Origin of the sequence: Flavobacterium macacae, assembly GCF_003865365.1 — a bacterium.
In the GTDB taxonomy this organism is placed as follows: Bacteria; Bacteroidota; Bacteroidia; order Flavobacteriales; family Flavobacteriaceae; genus Flavobacterium; species Flavobacterium macacae.
The window spans coordinates 86,254-105,093 of record NZ_RQVR01000009.1 but is presented as its reverse complement, the minus strand read 5'-3'; the positions used below and the strand labels follow the sequence as shown (position 1 = coordinate 105,093).

Below are 18,840 nucleotides of genomic sequence, written 5' to 3'. Positions count from 1 at the left end.
TTATTAGGTTTTAAGGGTTTGAATTCTTTTTCTCACTTGTTGCCTTTCTTCAATATAAGAATCTAAAGATGACGCATTTTCAGTTGTTTCTTCAATACTTTTTATCTTTAAATTGAGATAATAAAGCATGTCATTTAATTCCTCTAGAGTCAAATCGTTAATTGATCGGGAAGGATTTGTTTTGAAGTCTTCCTTAACAATGCCCTGCGCAGTTTCAACATCAATAGGTTTATAAACGACGACACCGTTCGGTTCGGTTCGAAGGATCTTTTGGTCTTGAGAATAGGAAGAAAATGTCATTACAAGAGCAATAACAATAAAGTATTTTTTTTTCATAGCTTAAAAATTTTATTAAGTTTAAGTATAAAACCGGGTTGTAGCGATTTTATATATCCAAAAAAAAGTAGGAAGCTAAGGGAAATAAAATAAAAATTTAGGCTGGAATATTGGGGGCTTCTTATCAGTCTGTTATATGTAAAAAATAATATCAACGGGTTAAAAATAATAAATTAAATCAAATATTTAACTTTTAATTTAATGATATTTAAAATATTACGTTTAAATACAGCTATATTCCTATATATTTATAAAAAATTTCAATTCTGAACACTATTATATTTAATACTATATTTTTTCCATAAAATTCTTTTTGAACCATTATTTTTTTCTTCTGGATATTTTTAAACTTGGACAACTCAATTCCGTCTTGTGACAACTCAGGTACAAAACCGTCTCCGTGTACCTCTAAAACTTGCTCTTGAGCATAAACTGACGTGTTTTTATCAAAGTTAAGCAGGAACGTTTTGTGAAATATTTTTTCCATTTTGGCTTCCAAAAAAGCTTTCATTTTGGGATCCATGTCGGGTTGAATTACATTTTCCCTAAATTCATCAGAACTTGCCTTCCACTCATAGGTTGCCGTACCTTGAAATTTTTTGTGAATACTCTGCAACAGCACATAACTTCATTTTTTTTTATTTTTCCGTGTTTACTACTAAATCCACAACCATCACATTTTGATAGCGTCTGTTTTTAAAGTTTGAAAAAGAATGCCTGAACTCCCAATCTTCACCACGATACCTCGACCAAGAAATAATGGGTTTTAATTTTTCTTCTTGATAAAAATTCATAGTTGGAGCTATTAATGCAAAATTTGTCTTTGGATTTTTATATCTTGTGTTTACATATTCAACCCCAACACAAACGCCTTCTTTTGGAAAAGGAATATGTAACGAATCCACGTCAATGACAAAATCTTGTGTTTTATTACCTGGTTCCACAATAATATTTTTGTTGTAAAGTTCTTCGCTTGGTTTTTGATTTCTCGCGTCGTATTTATAAAATTTAATATTGTAAGCCGTTGTATAATCAATTTTCCACTTGGGTTGTTTTGGATCTTCTGTAGCCTTTTTCAAACTTAAAATTACTTTTTTAATTTTTCCATTCTTGACATAAGGATTTTGAACCAATGTCACATTTTCTGTCCCAAATTGAAATGATAAACCAGCAATTCCATTTCGTTTTGAAGTAATTGTTTTCGCCGAGCTGTAATTTATTTTTTTGTTCGAAATTACAACTTCGTCAAGTGTTTGCACTTTTGAAAACAGTTTAAAAGTAGCTTGATATTCTTTGTTTTCAGTATATTTTTTCAAGTTAATTTTCAAATCCTGATATCCAACAGAAGAAATAACAAGTGCTTCCTTCTGATTTTTTGTGTCAATTTCAACAGAAAATTTGCCGTTACTATCAGAAAAAATAGTGTATTTTGATTCTTTAAAATAAATTGATGCCAAGTCAATTGTGCTGTTTGAATCTGCATCTAAAACAGTTCCGCTTAAAATCTGCGAATGTAAATTATTGCAAAATAGAACTATGAAGAACAAAAAAAGGAAATTATATCTCATAAAAAAGGCATAAACTGCGACTGCAATCTATGCCTTTTTTTAATTAGATATAGAAAACTAATTCCCCATTCTAAAATTTGGTCTTCCGCCACCGTTTTTAAACTGCTCGCGCATTTCCTCCATTTTTTTGGTTACGGTTTCGTCATATTCTTTTTGGCTGATGACTTTTCCTTTTGTTGGCGCTTTTATGGCTACTTTTTCTTTGGCATTCAAAACTACTTTTGAACAAAGAATTACGGTTTTCCCATCGCTGACTTCCAAGATTAATCCAGGCAATCCCCAATAATTTTCAGGCCCTTGGTTAATCGGTATCTCTGGTGCATACCAAGCCGTGATGGTCACTTCTTTTGGCATCTCAAAACTGTCCATCAAGTTGGTTGTTTTCTCTTTTTCGTCTTTTTTGGCTTCGTCTTTTTTAGGCCTGAAGTTTCTAAAGTCAGATTGGCTTGCAGGTTTTACCGCTGTTGCCTTGTAACATGTGTAACCGCCAATTTGCTTGGTTTCTGATTCCATCTTCCATTCTAATTTCGGAAGTGAATCTTTCACCAAAAACTCTTTTCCCATAAATTCTTTGTCCACAGAATAGGTTTTTTCTTTTACGTTTTTATACGTAGTGCCACCACCGCCCATCATGGACGACATCATTCGCATACCCGTACCATTTTGCCCTGGCGCGTCTAATTTTTCTTGTTCCTTATATATCGAAGCGGTTTTATCAAAGTTCAAAACAAAGGTTTTTTCCATCATTTTCTTCATTCTTTCTTCAATATTTTTTTGCATTTCTGGCGTAATTTCTCGGTTTCCACCAAAATTTGCCTTGAAATCAGAAGTGCTTGTTTTTGATTCATAAACCGCCAAGCCTTGAAATTCTTGTGCTTCAACTGAAAACACTGAAAACAAAACAATTGCAACTGAAAATAACTTTTTCATAAATTCTATTTTAAGATACAAATATGACTATTTTGCGCATTATTTGTTACAAGCTTTTGTTAAATATTTTCACTTGAAATACTTTGAATGGTAAAGTAATTCGTAAATTGGCACCTTATGAAAAAACTATTTTTGCCTGTTTTCTTTTTTGTTTTCTTCGTAGGTTTTGCTCAAAATCCAGCAATGTCGCCTCTTTTTTCAAAAGTTGAAAAATGGGAAACAGGCCAGTTTGTGGGTCAAGATAATTATGGAAGCACCTATTCTGTCTATGAAAATGAATTCCGGAAAAACAATAATGGCAAGGTTTCTTTCTATAAAAATATTCCTTTAGGAAAAATTCACCAGGTCGATTTACAGAATCCGTTGCAAATTGTTTTGTTTTACAAACAGTTTACAACTGCCGTTTTATTAGACAACCAATTGAATGAAACTACGAAAATTAATTTCTCAGAATTGAATGTTCCGTTGAATCCCGAAGCGATGAGTTTGGCATCACAAAACCGACTTTGGCTGTATGATATGCTTTCTCAAAAACTCGGTTTATTTGATGTTTTGAAAAATACTTTCCAGCCAATTACGCAGTCTTTTGACCAAAGCTTGAAATTTTATCAATCCGATTATAATTATTTTTATTGGGTTGACACCAAACAAAATTTGTATGTTTCCAACCTTTTTGGAAAAGTAAATTTTCTTGGAAACATTCCTGAATTTGAGCAATTGCAAGTAGTTTCTCCCACAAAAATTATTTACAAAAAAGGTAACGAATTGTTTTTCTATAATTTAGAAAATGCTTCGACAACGCCAATTGTCCTTAACGAAAAAAGCTTTGACCGTTTTTCTTATAAAGAGCAAATTTTAGCTATTTTTACATCGCAAGAAATATATCACTATAAACTTATTTTACCATAATGCACATAGCAGTAGCAGGAAATATCGGAGCCGGAAAAACAACGCTGACGCGTTTATTAGCCAAACATTTTAAGTGGGAACCACACTTTGAAGATGTTGTTGACAACCCTTATTTAGATGATTTTTATCACGAAATGGCGCGTTGGTCTTTCAATCTTCAAATTTATTTCTTGAACAGCCGTTTCAGACAGGTTTTGCAAATTCGTGAAAGCGGAAAAAACATCATCCAAGATAGAACGATTTATGAAGACGCACACATTTTTGCACCCAATCTTCACGCTATGGGATTGATGACAAATCGTGATTTCACCAATTACAAATCGCTTTTTGACTTGATGCAAACACTTGTTGAAGGTCCAGATTTGTTGATTTATTTAAGAAGTTCGATTCCTAATTTGGTCAATCAAATCCACAAACGAGGACGCGAATATGAAAATTCAATTTCGATTGATTATTTAAGCCGTTTGAACGAAAGATACGAAGCTTGGATTGAAAGTTATACGGCCGGAAAACTGCTGATTATTGATGTTGATAATTTAAATTTTGTAGATAATCCAGAAGATTTAGGAGATATTATCAATAGAATTAATGCTGAAATCAACGGATTGTTTTAGATAGAATTGAATATAGAGAAAAAAATGCCTTTCAAATTGAAAGGCATTTTTTTTCTCTAAATTTTATATTAATGTTTTCTAAAAGCGTCTAATTTTGCATTGACTTCTGCTTCGGTTCCTTCAAAAACTTGCGTATCCACTTTGTCATTTGTAGTTGTCGTCACGGTTGTTTTTACTTTTCCTTCAGCATCTTTCATTGATTCGATTCTGACTTCTTTTGACGTGTGAATAGCTGGAGTTCCAGCTTCCGCTTGAATTGCTTGGACCATTTCTGTTGCGGTGACTTCTTCTACAACCACTGTTGCATCGTGACCCCCTAAAATTGGTGCAATTACCAATCCGATTAGACATGTCAGCTTAATCAAAATATTCATCGAAGGACCAGAAGTATCTTTAAAAGGATCACCGACAGTATCTCCGGTCACGGCCGCTTTGTGCGCATCAGAACCTTTGTAAGTCATCTCGCCGTTAATCATGACACCAGCTTCAAAAGATTTTTTGGCATTATCCCAAGCACCGCCAGCGTTGTTTTGAAAAACAGCCCAAAGTACGCCTGAAACCGTAACCCCCGCCATATAACCGCCAAGCATTTCTGCAATCAATTGGTTATTTTCTGGATAAACTAATTTTCCTAAAAGCACAATGGCAATTGGAAAACCGATGGTCAAAATTCCTGGAAGCATCATTTCGCGCAAAGCGGCCTTTGTAGAAATATCAACACATTTTGCATATTCTGGTTTTCCGGTTCCTTCCATAATTCCTGGAATTTCACGAAATTGTCTTCTTACTTCGTACACCATATCCATTGCTGCTTTTCCTACGGAATTCATCGCCAAAGCGGAGAAAACCACCGGAATCATGCCGCCAACAAACAACATTGCCAAAACCGGAGCTTTGAAAATATTGATTCCGTCAATTCCTGTGAACGTAACATACGCCGCAAATAATGCTAACGAAGTTAAAGCTGCAGATGCGATTGCAAACCCTTTTCCGGTTGCTGCAGTGGTATTTCCAACAGAATCTAAAATATCAGTCCTTTGGCGCACTTCTTTGGGCAGTTCGCTCATTTCAGCAATTCCTCCAGCGTTATCAGAAATGGGCCCGAAAGCATCGATTGCCAACTGCATAGCCGTGGTTGCCATCATTGCTGAAGCCGCCAAAGCTACGCCATAAAATCCAGCAAAAGCATACGAAGCCCAAATTGCGGCCGCAAATAATAAAACGGTCGGAAAAGTGGAAATCATTCCCGTTGCCAAACCTGCAATGATATTGGTTCCAGCACCCGTGCTTGATTTTTGAACAATTGCCAAGATTGGTTTTTTACCCAAACCGGTGTAATATTCCGTTACCGAAGAAATGACGGCTCCCACAAATAATCCAACTAATGTGGCATAGAAAACGCGCATGGAAGAAATATCTTGGTAGCCTTCTCCGTAAAATTTCATTTTCATTGTTTCAGGAAGCATCCAAGTTACTAAAACATAACAAGCTACTGCTGTTAATGCAATTGAAACCCAGTTTCCGATATTTAATGCGCCTTGAACTTGCGCTTCTTTGGCATCATTACTGCTGATTTTCACCAATAAAGTTCCGATAATCGAAATGATAATTCCCACACCGGCGATTGACATTGGCAATAAAATAGGTCCGATTCCGCCAAAAGCATCTGAAATGCTTCCACCCATATCTTTAATTACGTAGTTTCCTAAAACCATCGCTGCCAAAACAGTTGCTACATACGAACCAAATAAATCGGCACCCATTCCGGCAACGTCACCAACGTTATCACCAACGTTATCGGCAATTGTAGCAGGATTTCTCGGGTCATCTTCTGGAATCCCGGCTTCGACCTTTCCCACTAGATCAGCTCCAACGTCAGCGGCTTTGGTGTAAATTCCGCCACCCACTCTTGCAAACAAGGCAATCGATTCTGCACCTAGCGAAAAACCTGCTAAAGTCTCTAAAAGAATGGTCATTAATTCTCCGGCTGATTTTGTTTCTCCGTTGTAAAGACCTTCCGTCCATTGGCCTCCCATAAAAAAGTGGAAGAAAACGATAAAAAATGTAGTCAGCCCTAAAACTGCCAAACCTGCAACTCCAAGTCCCATAACCGTTCCGCCTCCAAAGGAAACTTTTAAGGCTTGAGGCAAACTTGTTCTTGCGGCTTGTGTGGTTCTAACATTAGTTTTTGTTGCAATCTTCATTCCCATATTTCCCGCAAGGGCAGAAAAAAACGCCCCAAAAATGAAGGCAATGACAATGGATAAATGCGTGGTTGCTCCTGGAAGAAATGTGATTGCAGCAAGAGCAATGCTGGCGCCAATCACGAATAAAGTTAATAATTTGTATTCTGCTTTAAGGAATGCTAAAGCACCTTCGTAGATGTAATCTGAAATTTCTTTCATTTTTCCATCTCCGGGATCTTGTTTTAAAACCCAAGATCTTTTAATTACCATAAAAAGAAGCCCGACTAATGCAAGGGCAATAGGGACATAAATCATTATTGACTCCATAAAAAGTTTGTTGGTTTTGGTTAATAATATGTAAATATAACGAAACCAACATAAATAAAAAAGCAACATTCTTTACAGAATATTGCTTTTTTGATAATTTTTTAGGATTTAGACTATCGAATACTGAATAAATCAGCAGCACGATTTTCAAGAGCTTCGAAACGATCCACACATTGCGTGATAATTTCTTTCGCTTCATTTACATCTCCCCATCCACCAACATCAACTTTTTTATTTTCCAAATCTTTGTATACTTGGAAGAAATGCTCAATTTCTTTTAATTGGTGCGGATTCATATCTGACAAGTCGTTCAATTTGTTCCAGATAGGATCTGACATCGGTACGCAGATAATTTTTTCGTCTGGACCTTTTTCGTCAGCCATGTGGAAAACCCCGATTGGTTTGATTTCCATAACGCATCCTGGGAAAGTTGGTTCTGTTGCCAATACCAAAACATCCAAAGGATCTCCGTCTAATGCTAATGTTTCTGGAATAAATCCGTAATCTGCTGGATACATCATTGATGAAAACAACATTCTGTCGAAACGGATTTTTTTTAATTCAAAATCGTATTCGTATTTATTTCTGCTTCCTTTTGGTATTTCAATCAATACGTCAAAAGATTTTTGTTTAGCTGGACTCATATTGTAATTTGTTTCTATATACTGTTTTAGCGGGTGCAAAAGTAACGATTAAGATACTTCCAAACAATAAAAAGAATAAGATTTGTTAGATAAATAAAGATTTCTTAAAAATGGAAACCAAAAGATGCCTTAACCGCAAATTTATTGGCATCCGGAAGGTCCAGATAACTTCCTCTCCAGGCGAAATCAATTCGTAAAACTTTAAAAATATTCCCAATTCCGGCATGATATTCCCAATAAACATTATCTGGAGCGGTGTAAGGAATGGCTGACTGGGCATTTATCGCTCTGTTTTCATCCGAAACAGTTCCGTAAACTCCTTTGATTCCGATGATTTCCCTCCAATTTAACTTACGCAAAAATGGAATCCTGGCAAATAACCTTCCATTGAAATTGTGTTCAAAATGCAACGAAACATATTCATCGGCCATAAATTCATAGTAATTCATCAGGTTGTACGTATTGTCTATCACAAAATAAGACTGGTTTCCGGGCACAACTCCCATCAAGCCAAGCGGAACAGATCCAAATATTTTTCCCGCTTCAAAAGTCGTGACCAGCCTTCCAAAACCGCCGACTAAAACGGGCTGTCTGTAATAAAATTGCAGTTTTTGATAATCAAAGTCGCTCCCAAAAAGCCCTTCAACACCTTGACTGAAACTCAAATAGAAACGCGCATAATTGGTATCCACATCTGACCTTTCAACACCATAACCAATTGATCTTCTGCCTGGCATATAATCAATAGAAGCATTAAATTCATATTGCTTTACGTCGCTTTTTATGTTTCCGTTTTCATCAAAATAATCAAGACTAAATGTTGCAGGAGAAGCCGATTTTAAAGTCCGGAATGAGAATCCGCCTTGAAGCACCAAGTTTTTAAACGGCTCTATTTCTGCAGAAAAATTCGTTAAATTCACAGAAGTCAGCTTGCTGTTGTCGCCACTGGCAAAAAAAGAAGATGATGCAAAACTTCGCCCCAACAAATCATTAGAAGTCGTCAAACTCACACCAATTTGCTCGATATCGCGTCGGTTTCCTCCCGAAATAATGAAACGGCTCTTTTTATTCAGCAATACTTTTCCAGAAATTCCGTACTTAAATTGGTTGTCTTTAAAACCATAAGCACCATAGCCTTGAATTCTCCAAGGGTCATTTTGCCCAAAATAAGTTCTTCCTCCTGCGCGAAGGCGAATTCCTTCCACATCATTGTATCCAAAAGTGGAAAAAACGGGTCCGAAATCGAAATTATTTAATTCGACATAACCGCTTCCTAAAATGGCAACCGCATTATAAAGCCGTTTGAATTTCTTGACGGTTTTCAAAGTATCCAGCATTTTATAAACGCCTTTTTCGTCTTTATTTAAATTTTCAAAACGATTCTGTTCCCAAAATTCATCGGGTTTTTCATAAATGGTGGGGTCGAAAAAATTGACTTCTTGTTTGTAAAATCCGTCTGGTTTTTTAATATCAAATTTGTGGTCTTTGAACAAAGTGGTTCGTTTTCCGTAAACGCCTCGTGACTTATCTTTTTTATTAAATGCAAAATCAGACATCATGTGGTCGCGCGTCAATAGAAAAACAGAATCATTCAAAACCTCAAATTCTTGCTCGATATAAATTTCTTTTACCCAGTTGATATTGGCGCTTCGGCTGGCAGTCAAGTTGATTTTTTTGATCGCAAAAGTGGTATCGTTTACCCAAAAGTCGCCTTTAAAAGTCAGTTCGTTTTTTCTTCTTGGATAAAAAACGATGTTATAGCACCATTTGTCATCAATGAAAGTACTATCGTGCAGGACATAATTATACACATTGATTCCGGTTGTGGAAAGCGGACTTACAAAGTCTTTGTCGAAGAATTTTAAGTAGTTATTGTAGATGTCATATTCCGCATATAAATCTTTAATGAATGCAATGATCTGCTGATTGTTATCAAATCCCGAGTTTTTATTTGCCGATAAAATTTCCTTGATTTTGCCTGTAGTATTGTCTCCATAAACTTTGCTCAGCGCTTCGTTTATAAAAATGGGAAGGTATGATTTTCCGGTAACGTCAGAAGTATCGACCTGTTCAAAAACAAATTCCATCCCTTTGAACAGTTTGCTTTTCATCAGGGCGCTGTCAATTGTGTTCAGGTCAAACTCTACTTTTTCATACTTGTCATATTCATATTGCTTGAATTGACGAAGGCCATTTTTCTTTTTTCGTTCCCATATTTCCCTAAGAATATCTAACGCCGGATTGTCTTTCTTAGAGGTTTTTCCGGTATAAATTACCACTTCGCCTAATGATTTTCCACCACCAAGCTGTACTTCTAAATTATAAGTCACTGCCTTTTCAAGCGAAATTTCCTTGGGTTCCATTCCTACATAAGACACCAAAAGTGTGTTTTGCGTAGTTTTAGATTCTAAATAGAATTTCCCTTCTTCGTTGGTTATAATTCCGTCGGTTGTTCCCTTAAAAACAACATTTGCGTATGGAAGTGGCTGCTTGAACTCGTCATAAACAATGCCGCTGACTTTGGTTTGAGCCACAACGAAATTCATAAGCAACAAGAAAAAGCCCAGGCTTAGATATATTTTCTTATTCATAGATTTAGTGCAAAAAAAAAACTTCATCAAAGGTATTCTGATGAAGTTTCAAATATAGGAAATTAGACAATTAGATGATTATATAATTTGTTAATAGAAATTAGCGAACTGAATTATTCTTCAATCCGCTAATTTTATTATTATTTATTATCTAATTCTTTTTGTAAGCTACTTTTTTTACCGCTTTAATTACGTCTTGCGCATTAGGCAACCATTCTTTCAACAACGTTGGAGAATAAGGCGCTGGCGTATCAGCAGTTGTAATTCTTTGGATCGGCGCATCTAAGTAATCAAATGCTCTTTCTTGAACAATGTACGTGATTTCAGAAGCCACACTTGCAAAAGGCCAAGCTTCTTCAAGAACAACCAAACGGTTTGTTTTTCTCACCGATTTCAAGATTGCTTCATAATCCATTGGACGAACCGTTCTCAAATCGATGATTTCACAAGAAATCCCTTCTTTTTGCAATTCATCTGCAGCCGTGTACGCTTCTTTGATAATTTTTCCAAACGAAACGATGGTAACGTCAGTTCCTTCTCTTTTAATATCAGCAACACCTAGAGGAATCGTGTATTCTCCTTCTGGAACTTCTCCCTTGTCACCATACATTTGCTCCGATTCCATAAAGATAACTGGGTCGTTATCACGAATTGCCGCTTTCAGCAATCCTTTTGCATCATAGACATTTGAAGGAACAACTACTTTCAATCCTGGCGTGTTTGCAAACCAGTTTTCAAAAGCTTGAGAGTGCGTTGCACCCAATTGGCCTGCAGAAGCCGTCGGACCTCTAAAAACCATCGGCATTGGAAATTGACCTGCTGACATCTGGCGCATTTTTGCAGCGTTGTTGATGATTTGGTCAATACCTACTAATGAAAAGTTGAAGGTCATATATTCCACAATCGGACGGCAGCCGTTCATTGCTGAACCCACTGCAATACCAGCAAAACCAAGCTCAGCAATTGGAGTATCAATAACTCTTTTTGGTCCGAATTCGTCTAGCATTCCTTTTGACGCTTTGTAAGCTCCGTTATATTCGGCAACTTCCTCACCCATCAAATATACTGATTCATCACGACGCATTTCTTCGCTCATTGCCTCAGCGATTGCTTCTCTAAATTGGATTGTTCTCATATTATGTTTTATTGTCTTCTTAAAATTTGAAACGCAAAAATAATTATTTTAAATAACTAAACAGAATAATTTGTGGCTAAGTTATGATTTTTGGGCAAAAGGTTTTTTCTAATCGTTTTGATCAGTTTTACGAAAACGTTTTCGGTATAAAAAAGGAGAATAGTTTTAAAAAACCATTCTCCTTTTTTGATTACATTTCTAAAGGCGCATCATTAGTTGGATGATCGACTTGTTCTTTCTCTGGAAAATATTTATCACGAAGAAAGGTATATAATTTCAACATCAATAATGCCATCAAAATCCCCCAAGTATACCCTGCTAAAATATCTCCAGGATAATGCAATCCTAAATAAATTCGGCTGTACGCAAAAACCAGTGGCCAAAGGAAAATGAAGCCCATATATTTCAAATAAGGCTTTAGAACTTTATATAAAAAGAAAGCCGCAGCCATTGAATTTGACGCATGTCCCGAAATAAAACTGAAAGAAGAACGCTTGTGCACAAAGTGGATCACATTGTCTAAGTCGGTATTATTGACGGGGCGAAGCCGTTGAAAATAGTTTTTAAACAAATTGGTAGTTTGATCTGTCAAGGCAATCAAAAGGGCCATTACCAGAATAATCAGTAAAGCGTGTTTCCAACCCAAATGTTTGAAAACCAAATATAAAATAATCAAAAATATCGGAATCCAATTAAACTGCTTGGTTATAAAAAGCCAAAAGCCATCAAATCTTTCAGATCCTAGGCTATTGAGAAATATAAATAAATTTTTGTCGAGTTCCAATAATGTTTCCATAAACTATCTGTCTTGCCTCCTTATCGGGCCTTCTAACGTTTCTAAATCTTCTTTTACCTTGTTGATTTCAGAACCCAAATCTTCTTTGATTTTATCAAGTCCAAAACTTGGATCATTTGAATTTTCCATAATTCTGGCAAAATTCTCTTTTACCTTAGTCACTTCGTCAGACAATCCGCATGTCAAAGAACTTTGGTCCAAGCCGTTCTCTGTTGCCGTTTTCTGAATTTCAGATTTAATATCGTCTGTTGCACTTTTTAATTGCTGGATTCCTTTTCCTAAAGATTTCGCCACCTCTGGAATTTTATCTGCCCCAAAAAGCATCACCGCAATGATGATTATTAAAAATAATTCTGATCCTCCTATTCCAAACATAACAGTAATTTTAAACAAAGATACGGTAAAAAATCAATCGCAGTTTTTACTTCTGATTTCTAATTCCGTTTTTAATATGATTTTAACTTAGCTTCCAAATTGGTCAAACTTCGATTTTACTTCCTCTTTTGGCCAAGAATTATTAGAAACATCAATATCAGCTGTTTCTAATTTTGGATCTAAAACAATTTTTAAAACTTTTTTATCGGTAGCAAAAACGCGCGTTGCCGTCTGATTTCCTTTTCTCCAAATCTGAACTGGAAAGTTGTGAAATTCTGTCGTTCCGTCTTCAAAAGTAAGTTCTACCAAAATTGGCATCAGCATTTCTCCTGGTTTGTCAAAGGTAACTTCGTAGAAAAATTTAGGGTCTTTTAATTTCGACCTCTCTTGAGAAGCATATTTTTCTTGGACAAAATCACTTAAAATTTTCACTTCTGAAGCACCTGATTCCTTTTTATTTCTTTTCTCCAAATCTTTTGAATCCACAGGAATAAAATACACAAAGGGTCCTTTTTCTTGACTGAAACGCCCGCGTCTTATAGCCACTTCTTTTGCTTCTTTCGGAGCTGTTTCAGAAACATAATATTCCTTCACTTCTGCAATTCCTAAATCTACATAGTCGGTAGAAAAAAACCAGCCTCTCCAAAACCAATCTAAATCTACAGCCGAAGCATCTTCTATCGTCCTGAAGAAATCTTCTGGCGTCGGGTGCTTGAATTTCCAGCGGTTCGCATAGGTTTTAAAAGCGTGGTCGAACAATTCCTTGCCCATAATTGTCTCTCTCAAGATATTCAAGCCCGTTGCCGGTTTTGAATACGCATTTGCCCCAAATTGGTGAATTCCTTCAGAATTTGACATAATCGGCTCTAAGAAACTTTGGTCGCCACTCATGTAAGGAACGATACTTTTTGCAGGACCGCGTTGCGAAGGATATTTTGGATCTAATTCTTGTTCCGCTACATATTGCAAAAACGTATTCAAGCCTTCGTCCATCCAACTCCATTGGCGTTCGTCTGAATTCACAATCATCGGGAAAAAATTATGCCCCACTTCGTGAATAATTACGCTTTGCATTCCATATTTTATCCTGTCGCTCACAAATCCGTTTTCATCTGGACGCCCATAATTCCAACAGATCATCGGATATTCCATTCCTTGATCTTCAGCCGAAACCGAAATCGCTTTTGGATAGGGATAATCAAAAGTGTGCGAAGAATAACTGGACAAAGTATGTGCCACCGTTTTTGTGGACAGATCGCCCCAAAGCGGGTTGGCTTCGGGCGGATACAGCGAAATGGCCATCACCGATTTCTCAGAAAGCTTGACCGCCATGGCATCATAAATGAACTTTCGAGAAGTCGAAATTCCAAAATCACGCACGTTTTTCGCACTAAATTTCCACGTTTTATTTTTATCAGAAAAACCTTTGGATGCCGCTTCTGCTTCGGCCTGCGTCACAACAACAACCGGCTTGTCATAAGTCTTTTCGGCTAATTCATATCTTTTTAACTGCTCTGAGGTAAACACTTCTTTTCGGTTCAGTAAATCTCCGGTAGCTTCTAAAATGTGGTCTGCCGGAACCGTGATATTGACATCAAAGTCTCCAAAAGGAAGCGCATATTCACCTGTTCCCCAAAACTGCATATTTTGCCAGCCTTCCACATCGTTATAAACCGCCATTCTTGGATAAAACTGTGCAATAACATACAAGTTATTTCCGTCAGAATCAAAATGTTCGTAACCAGAACGACCGCCATAAATTCTGTAATTATTGATTAAATACCACCATTTTATGTTGATTTCAATCTTTTCTTTAGACTTCAAGGGCGTTGGCAAATCAATGCGCATCATGGTTTGATTGATGGTATATTTCATTGGCTTTCCTTTAGAATCGTTGACATAATCAATGTGAAAACCGCCATCAAAGCCTTCTTCCATATATTTTTTTGCATAACCGGAGGGGGTCATCGCTTGATCCATCTTTTGACTTTGAATCAGGGGCGTTTTAGACGTCCTGGCGCTTTGGTTTTGGTCCAATTGGATCCAAAGATATTCTAAGCTTTCAGGAGCATTATTGTGGTAGGTAATCGTTCCCTTTCCGTACACCTTTGTGTTCTTGTCATCGAGTTCGATGTCCATTTTATAATCGGCTTTTTGCTGATAATACGCAGGTCCTGGCGCACCGGAAGCCGTTCTGAACATATTGGGAGTTGCCAAAAGATCGTATATTTGGCTGAATTTATTGGTATCGTATTTTCCTGGTTCGCGCTTCTTTTCTGGTGTTTTTGTTACTTGAGCCAAAAGCGAAACGGGAAGCATCGCAAGAAGAAAAATATATTTTTTCATTAGGGAAGTTTTCTTAAAAGGTGGAAAAATACTCAATTTAGCCTAAAGCAAAAAAGATTGCTAATATTTTAACACACTGCTCGAAGTTTCGTTAGTAAGCAAGATGCTCTTTTTCTTTCCAGAAACATTCGTGTGAAAGATATGCTGTTGGTCATAAAGCTCCATTAAAACTGCATTTTTTATTTCTAAAGAAGTGACTTTCTGAACGTCTTTTACATTGAAATAACAAATCAAAACATTCTCTTCTACTTCTTTTCCGAGAAAATTGATTTGCTTTTCCTGACCGTTTACTTTTATTGAAAAATTTTCAGAAAAGTATTTTTGGAGTAATTCTTTTGCGTCAGCGGTTTCTCGGGAAGTAGCGAGATATACTTTCTTTTTGAACTTTTTTTCTAAAGCCAAATCTAAGTCGTCAATGAAAATTCTGGATGTGATTTCAAGCGCTTTTTTCTTTGGAACAAAATCAATTTGGTTTACCGAAACATAAAATTTATGCACCGTCATTGACGTCAATCCCATAAAAAGGAATAAAACAAAAATGCCTTTTATAATTTTTTTCATTTTTCAAAAGTAATTATTCTTTGACAATTTCTTCCGTTTGAAGCTCATTGTATTTTTGAGCGATTTCAATAATTGCCAATGTAATATCATCCTCAATTTTGCTGTTTACCACTTTTGCAAATGCTTTATCTTCAGAAAAATAATACTTAAAAGCCTTCACATAATCAGGGTCAATTTTTAAAGTTTGAACAATATATTCATCATCAAAAAGGCGCTCTATTTTTTCAACAATCATCGCTTTTTTCTCTGCTTCTAGTTGGGCTTTTCTATCTGCGGCAGTTCCCACTTTGCTGTTCATTCTTCTTTCAGCAACCGTATAAACTCTTGGAATATAATTAATTATCCCTAAATTATAAGCTGTAAGATAACTAAATTGATTCACTATAACTTCCGGAATTTCAATGGGTTTCGGCTCCATTTCAATGATTATCAAATCTTTTTTCAAATCGTCAGCATCTATCAATTTTCTTTTATAATGGAAACTTTCTGCAGAAAAAATCAACAAATCGTCTTCCTTAACCAATATTGAAAATTCACCATTTGAATTTGTAATCGTGGATTTCTCATTGACTAGATTCATCAAATTTATTCCTTCAACGTTGTTACCGTCGGCGATAATTTTTCCTTTAATTAACTTTTCTTGGGCAAAATTGAGATACGAAATAAAAAAAGTCAGGATAATAATTTTATTTTTTTTCATCTGAAAGAAGTGCTTTATATTTTTGAGAAAGTTGTACAAAAATCAAATCGCTCAATACCCTATTTTTAGAATTAAGCGCGCTAACCAATTTAGCATCTTCGACAGCATAATATTTAAATCCCGAAATTTTGTCCTCTGGAATTTTTAACTTATTGACAAAATACTCGTCTTCATATAAATCATCTATTTTTTCTAAAAGAAAAATTCTTCTTTCAATTTGAACATTATCTTTCAGTTTTTTTGTTCTTCCTGAAATCAAATTCACCAACGGATCTAAAAGCCCTGTCGTTGCTGTCCTCACTCTTCTTTCCGCAGGAGTGTACACTTTGGCAGGCTTAGAGAGAATCCCTAAATCAACCGCATTGATGTTTTTATATTGCGTGATTACCACTTCATCGATCTGCCCTACTTTTGGCGTCATTTTGATTTCAATAGTTTTAGCATTTACATCTTCTGTGGTAATTATTTTGCGCTTGTATTCAAAATTTACTGCCGTTAAAACCAATAAATCTTCGACTTTTGCCAAAATTTGAAACCCTCCGTTTACATCAGAAACAGTTGACCTTTCATTAACTAAATTTATAATATTGATTCCTTCGACATTATTGCCTTCTGCAGAAATTTTTCCGTGAATTATTTTTTCTTGAGCAAAAGAGAATTGAAAAAAGATTATAAAAATCAAGAGTAATTTATTTTTCATTGACTTGTAAATCTTTATAAATTTCAGAAAGTTGAATTAAACGAATGGAAGAAAGTGTCCTGTTTCCACTTTTAAGCATTGTTATAAATTCTTCATCTTCTATTGCCATCAACTGAAATCCTTTACTATATTGCGAAGGGATTTTTAAGGTTTCAGTAAAATATTCATCAGGAAACATAAGTTGTAACTCATTTAAATAATGCTCTCTTTTTTCGATTCCTATTTCCTTTTTTAATCGTTTTGTTCGACCATTAATTGCATTTATAAGGGGATCAAGCGGAAGGCTTCCTCCTAAAATACTAAGTAAATGTATCGGTTTAAAATCTCCAGCTGTGTATAGTCTCCTTTCCGCTGGGGTTAATTGCTTTATTGGCTTTTGTAGAATCCCTAAACTAACTGCGTTTATGTTTTGATAATTTTCAATTGTAATCACTTCAATTTCATTCACCTTCGGTATCATTTCAACTGAAAAACTTCCTGATTCCATATTTTCAGCAGAAATAAGTTTTCTCTTATATTCATAATTCATCGAAGAAAAAACCAGCAAGTCGTCTTCCTTTGCAAGAATTTGAAATTCTCCTTTTGAATCTGTCAGCGTCGATGTTTCATTGACCAAGTTGACCACATTTATTCCTTCAGCTAAATTTCCGTCCGCTAGTATTTTCCCATGCAACTTCTTTTCTTGGGCAAAAGAAATCTGGAAAACTAAAAAACAAATAAGAATAAAATTATTTTTCATTGGCAATCAGCTTCTTATATTCTTCTGTTTTCCGAAGAATCATTGCGCCAAATTCTTGATCTGAATACGTATGAAAAGCTTTGATGAATTCTGGATCTTCTGCAAGATAAAACTTAAAACCATCAACATATTCTTTTTCAATTCTCAAATCCTCTGTAAAAAATTCGTCGGCAAAAGTGTCGCTGAATTCTTCTAAAAAAGCCTCTTTTCGTTCTACTTCAACTTCCTTTTTCAATCTTTTTGATTTACCCGAAATTTTGTTAATGATTGCGTCGTTACTTATTTCTAAACCTTGCTTCAAACGGAATTGTTTGTTTCCGGTCTCCAATCTTCTTTCGGCTGGCGTAAACTTTTTGGCGCCTTCAAATCCTGAAATCGCATTTGTTTTATCAATCACAACCACGTCAAGATTAGTTGCTATCGGGATTAATGAAACTGTAATTTGCCCTGATTCAAATTCTGACTTAAGCAGTCTTTTACGAACATTTTCATAATTAGAATTGGAATAAATGAGCGGATCGTTGGATTTTGCGCTAATTTGAAATTCACCTTTACTGTTTGTTGTCGTAGAACTTTGGTTTGAAATATTGATGACTTCTACATTTTCCACCGGAATCTGACCCGTTAAAACTTTTCCCTTGATTAGTTTTTCACCGTTTTGAGCAAAAACAAAAGTGGACATTAAAAGCACAAGGACTATTAGGTAGTTTTTTTTTATCATTTTATGGTTTCTTTATATTGTTTAGCAAGTTCTCCAATCAAAAAAGTAGCCATTGCTTTATCTTTTAAACTTAGGGTTTTTACAAATCTTTGATTTTCTACAGCAAAAAATTGAAATCCCTTAATATGGTCTGACGGAATTTTTAATTTATCAGTAAAATATTGTTCTTCAAACAAATTTTCTATTTGATTCATCCAGCGTTCTTTTTTCTCTACTTCCAGATTGCGTTTCAGCATTGCCGTTCTTCCAGAAAGCATATTAAAAAGCGGATCAATTGTCATGGAAGAACTTAATCCTGCTTTTGCATCAAGACCCGTTGCGGTTCTCAATTTTCTTTCGGCTGGCGTATAAACCTTTGCGGGTTTGGAAATAATTCCCATTGAATAGGCATCAAAACCTTTGTATTGAACCACCATTACCTCGTCGAGCTCATTAATTAATGTCTCTAATTTAACAAAAAACAAGCTGTCTTCCCAACTTTTTGAATCTAAAACCAGCGTTTTTCCTTTAAACTGAATGGAAGAAAACATAATAGAATCACCCACACGAGCAGGAATAGTAAAATATCCACCTTCTTTTGTAATAGTTTCTTTTTTTGAAGTTAAGTTAAGAACATAAATCCCATCAAGCGCTTGCACTGATGCCATAACTTTACCTTTCCA

Annotated in this window: 19 protein-coding genes; 2 read left to right on the top strand and 17 right to left on the bottom strand. The window is 35.6% G+C overall.

Features of this window, described 5'->3' with window-relative positions; all coding sequences use genetic code 11:
- Positions 1–3: 3 nt before the first annotated feature.
- The 4 genes from EG849_RS09230 to EG849_RS09215 all read right to left on the bottom strand — a co-directional run bounded on the left by EG849_RS09230 (position 4) and on the right by EG849_RS09215 (position 2,834).
- The gene (locus EG849_RS09230; protein WP_125012795.1) at positions 4–336 is read right to left on the bottom strand and encodes a hypothetical protein; all 333 of its coding nucleotides are present in this window, start codon (positions 334–336) and stop codon (positions 4–6) included.
- A 232-nt stretch (positions 337–568) separates the two neighbouring features.
- Complete coding sequence (locus tag EG849_RS09225; protein WP_233581771.1) at positions 569–958, bottom strand: hypothetical protein; 390 nt, start codon at positions 956–958, stop codon at positions 569–571.
- A 16-nt stretch (positions 959–974) separates the two neighbouring features.
- Positions 975–1,883 (bottom strand): carboxypeptidase-like regulatory domain-containing protein, encoded by a 909-nt coding sequence (locus tag EG849_RS09220; protein WP_158611933.1) that lies wholly within the window; start codon positions 1,881–1,883, stop codon positions 975–977.
- 78 nt (positions 1,884–1,961) lie between these two features.
- On the bottom strand, positions 1,962–2,834 hold the full coding sequence (locus EG849_RS09215) for a GLPGLI family protein (protein WP_125012792.1): 873 nt from the start codon (positions 2,832–2,834) through the stop codon (positions 1,962–1,964).
- 117 nt (positions 2,835–2,951) lie between these two features.
- Between EG849_RS09215 and EG849_RS09210 the strand changes: the two genes are divergently transcribed.
- Positions 2,952–3,743 carry a hypothetical protein gene (locus tag EG849_RS09210; RefSeq protein ID WP_125012791.1) on the top strand — a complete coding sequence of 264 codons (792 nt, stop codon included), beginning with the start codon at positions 2,952–2,954 and terminating at the stop codon, positions 3,741–3,743.
- Positions 3,743–4,357 (top strand): deoxynucleoside kinase, encoded by a 615-nt coding sequence (locus tag EG849_RS09205; RefSeq protein ID WP_125012790.1) that lies wholly within the window; start codon positions 3,743–3,745, stop codon positions 4,355–4,357. The genes EG849_RS09210 and EG849_RS09205 overlap by 1 nt, the downstream gene beginning before the upstream one ends.
- 68 nt (positions 4,358–4,425) lie before the next feature.
- On the opposite strand, the gene EG849_RS09200 is transcribed toward EG849_RS09205, so the two are convergent.
- From EG849_RS09200 to EG849_RS09140, 13 genes are all read right to left on the bottom strand, one after another.
- Entirely contained in the window at positions 4,426–6,870 is a 2,445-nt protein-coding gene (locus EG849_RS09200) for a sodium-translocating pyrophosphatase (protein WP_125012789.1), read from the bottom strand.
- A 113-nt stretch (positions 6,871–6,983) separates the two neighbouring features.
- Positions 6,984–7,514, bottom strand: coding sequence for an inorganic diphosphatase (locus tag EG849_RS09195; protein ID WP_125012788.1), 531 nt, complete (start codon positions 7,512–7,514; stop codon positions 6,984–6,986).
- A 104-nt stretch (positions 7,515–7,618) separates the two neighbouring features.
- Positions 7,619–10,105 carry a DUF5686 and carboxypeptidase-like regulatory domain-containing protein gene (locus EG849_RS09190; RefSeq protein WP_125012787.1) on the bottom strand — a complete coding sequence of 829 codons (2,487 nt, stop codon included), beginning with the start codon at positions 10,103–10,105 and terminating at the stop codon, positions 7,619–7,621.
- A gap of 151 nt (positions 10,106–10,256) precedes the next feature.
- Positions 10,257–11,240, bottom strand: coding sequence for a pyruvate dehydrogenase complex E1 component subunit beta (locus EG849_RS09185; RefSeq protein WP_125012786.1), 984 nt, complete (start codon positions 11,238–11,240; stop codon positions 10,257–10,259).
- A 190-nt stretch (positions 11,241–11,430) separates the two neighbouring features.
- Positions 11,431–12,036 carry a phosphatase PAP2 family protein gene (locus tag EG849_RS09180; protein WP_125012785.1) on the bottom strand — a complete coding sequence of 202 codons (606 nt, stop codon included), beginning with the start codon at positions 12,034–12,036 and terminating at the stop codon, positions 11,431–11,433.
- A 3-nt stretch (positions 12,037–12,039) separates the two neighbouring features.
- Positions 12,040–12,411: a Sec-independent protein translocase subunit TatA/TatB gene (locus tag EG849_RS09175; RefSeq protein ID WP_125012784.1), complete on the bottom strand. Its 372-nt coding sequence runs from the start codon at positions 12,409–12,411 to the stop codon at positions 12,040–12,042.
- An 87-nt stretch (positions 12,412–12,498) separates the two neighbouring features.
- On the bottom strand, positions 12,499–14,757 hold the full coding sequence (locus tag EG849_RS09170) for a M1 family metallopeptidase (RefSeq protein ID WP_125012783.1): 2,259 nt from the start codon (positions 14,755–14,757) through the stop codon (positions 12,499–12,501).
- A gap of 60 nt (positions 14,758–14,817) precedes the next feature.
- Positions 14,818–15,318, bottom strand: coding sequence for a DUF6702 family protein (locus EG849_RS09165; RefSeq protein WP_125012782.1), 501 nt, complete (start codon positions 15,316–15,318; stop codon positions 14,818–14,820).
- Between the two features lie 13 nt (positions 15,319–15,331).
- On the bottom strand, positions 15,332–16,018 hold the full coding sequence (locus tag EG849_RS09160) for a peptidase associated/transthyretin-like domain-containing protein (RefSeq protein WP_125012781.1): 687 nt from the start codon (positions 16,016–16,018) through the stop codon (positions 15,332–15,334).
- Positions 16,005–16,718 carry a peptidase associated/transthyretin-like domain-containing protein gene (locus EG849_RS09155; RefSeq protein WP_125012780.1) on the bottom strand — a complete coding sequence of 238 codons (714 nt, stop codon included), beginning with the start codon at positions 16,716–16,718 and terminating at the stop codon, positions 16,005–16,007. The genes EG849_RS09160 and EG849_RS09155 overlap by 14 nt, the downstream gene beginning before the upstream one ends.
- On the bottom strand, positions 16,708–17,457 hold the full coding sequence (locus EG849_RS09150; RefSeq protein WP_125012779.1) for a peptidase associated/transthyretin-like domain-containing protein: 750 nt from the start codon (positions 17,455–17,457) through the stop codon (positions 16,708–16,710). The genes EG849_RS09155 and EG849_RS09150 overlap by 11 nt, the downstream gene beginning before the upstream one ends.
- The gene (locus EG849_RS09145) at positions 17,447–18,178 is read right to left on the bottom strand and encodes a peptidase associated/transthyretin-like domain-containing protein (RefSeq protein ID WP_125012778.1); all 732 of its coding nucleotides are present in this window, start codon (positions 18,176–18,178) and stop codon (positions 17,447–17,449) included. Before EG849_RS09145 ends, EG849_RS09150 begins: the two co-directional genes overlap by 11 nt.
- Positions 18,175–18,825: a hypothetical protein gene (locus EG849_RS09140; protein WP_125012777.1), complete on the bottom strand. Its 651-nt coding sequence runs from the start codon at positions 18,823–18,825 to the stop codon at positions 18,175–18,177. The genes EG849_RS09145 and EG849_RS09140 overlap by 4 nt, the downstream gene beginning before the upstream one ends.
- Positions 18,826–18,840: the final 15 nt, after the last annotated feature.

What these genes read in the sequence shown, in the direction of transcription:
- EG849_RS09190 (WP_125012787.1), bottom strand. Translation starts at nt 10,105, where the DNA reads ATGAATAAGAAAATATATCTAAGCCTGGGCTTTTTCTTGTTGCTTATG.
- EG849_RS09230 (WP_125012795.1), bottom strand. Translation starts at nt 336, where the DNA reads ATGAAAAAAAAATACTTTATTGTTATTGCTCTTGTAATGACATTTTCT.
- EG849_RS09145 (WP_125012778.1), bottom strand. Translation starts at nt 18,178, where the DNA reads ATGATAAAAAAAAACTACCTAATAGTCCTTGTGCTTTTAATGTCCACT.
- EG849_RS09170 (WP_125012783.1), bottom strand. Translation starts at nt 14,757, where the DNA reads ATGAAAAAATATATTTTTCTTCTTGCGATGCTTCCCGTTTCGCTTTTG.
- EG849_RS09195 (WP_125012788.1), bottom strand. Translation starts at nt 7,514, where the DNA reads ATGAGTCCAGCTAAACAAAAATCTTTTGACGTATTGATTGAAATACCA.
- EG849_RS09150 (WP_125012779.1), bottom strand. Translation starts at nt 17,457, where the DNA reads ATGAAAAATAATTTTATTCTTATTTGTTTTTTAGTTTTCCAGATTTCT.
- EG849_RS09215 (WP_125012792.1), bottom strand. Translation starts at nt 2,834, where the DNA reads ATGAAAAAGTTATTTTCAGTTGCAATTGTTTTGTTTTCAGTGTTTTCA.
- EG849_RS09180 (WP_125012785.1), bottom strand. Translation starts at nt 12,036, where the DNA reads ATGGAAACATTATTGGAACTCGACAAAAATTTATTTATATTTCTCAAT.
- EG849_RS09155 (WP_125012780.1), bottom strand. Translation starts at nt 16,718, where the DNA reads ATGAAAAATAAATTACTCTTGATTTTTATAATCTTTTTTCAATTCTCT.
- EG849_RS09160 (WP_125012781.1), bottom strand. Translation starts at nt 16,018, where the DNA reads ATGAAAAAAAATAAAATTATTATCCTGACTTTTTTTATTTCGTATCTC.
- EG849_RS09140 (WP_125012777.1), bottom strand. Translation starts at nt 18,825, where the DNA reads ATGGCATCAGTGCAAGCGCTTGATGGGATTTATGTTCTTAACTTAACT.
- EG849_RS09210 (WP_125012791.1), top strand. Translation starts at nt 2,952, where the DNA reads ATGAAAAAACTATTTTTGCCTGTTTTCTTTTTTGTTTTCTTCGTAGGT.
- EG849_RS09175 (WP_125012784.1), bottom strand. Translation starts at nt 12,411, where the DNA reads ATGTTTGGAATAGGAGGATCAGAATTATTTTTAATAATCATCATTGCG.
- EG849_RS09205 (WP_125012790.1), top strand. Translation starts at nt 3,743, where the DNA reads ATGCACATAGCAGTAGCAGGAAATATCGGAGCCGGAAAAACAACGCTG.
- EG849_RS09200 (WP_125012789.1), bottom strand. Translation starts at nt 6,870, where the DNA reads ATGGAGTCAATAATGATTTATGTCCCTATTGCCCTTGCATTAGTCGGG.
- EG849_RS09165 (WP_125012782.1), bottom strand. Translation starts at nt 15,318, where the DNA reads ATGAAAAAAATTATAAAAGGCATTTTTGTTTTATTCCTTTTTATGGGA.
- EG849_RS09185 (WP_125012786.1), bottom strand. Translation starts at nt 11,240, where the DNA reads ATGAGAACAATCCAATTTAGAGAAGCAATCGCTGAGGCAATGAGCGAA.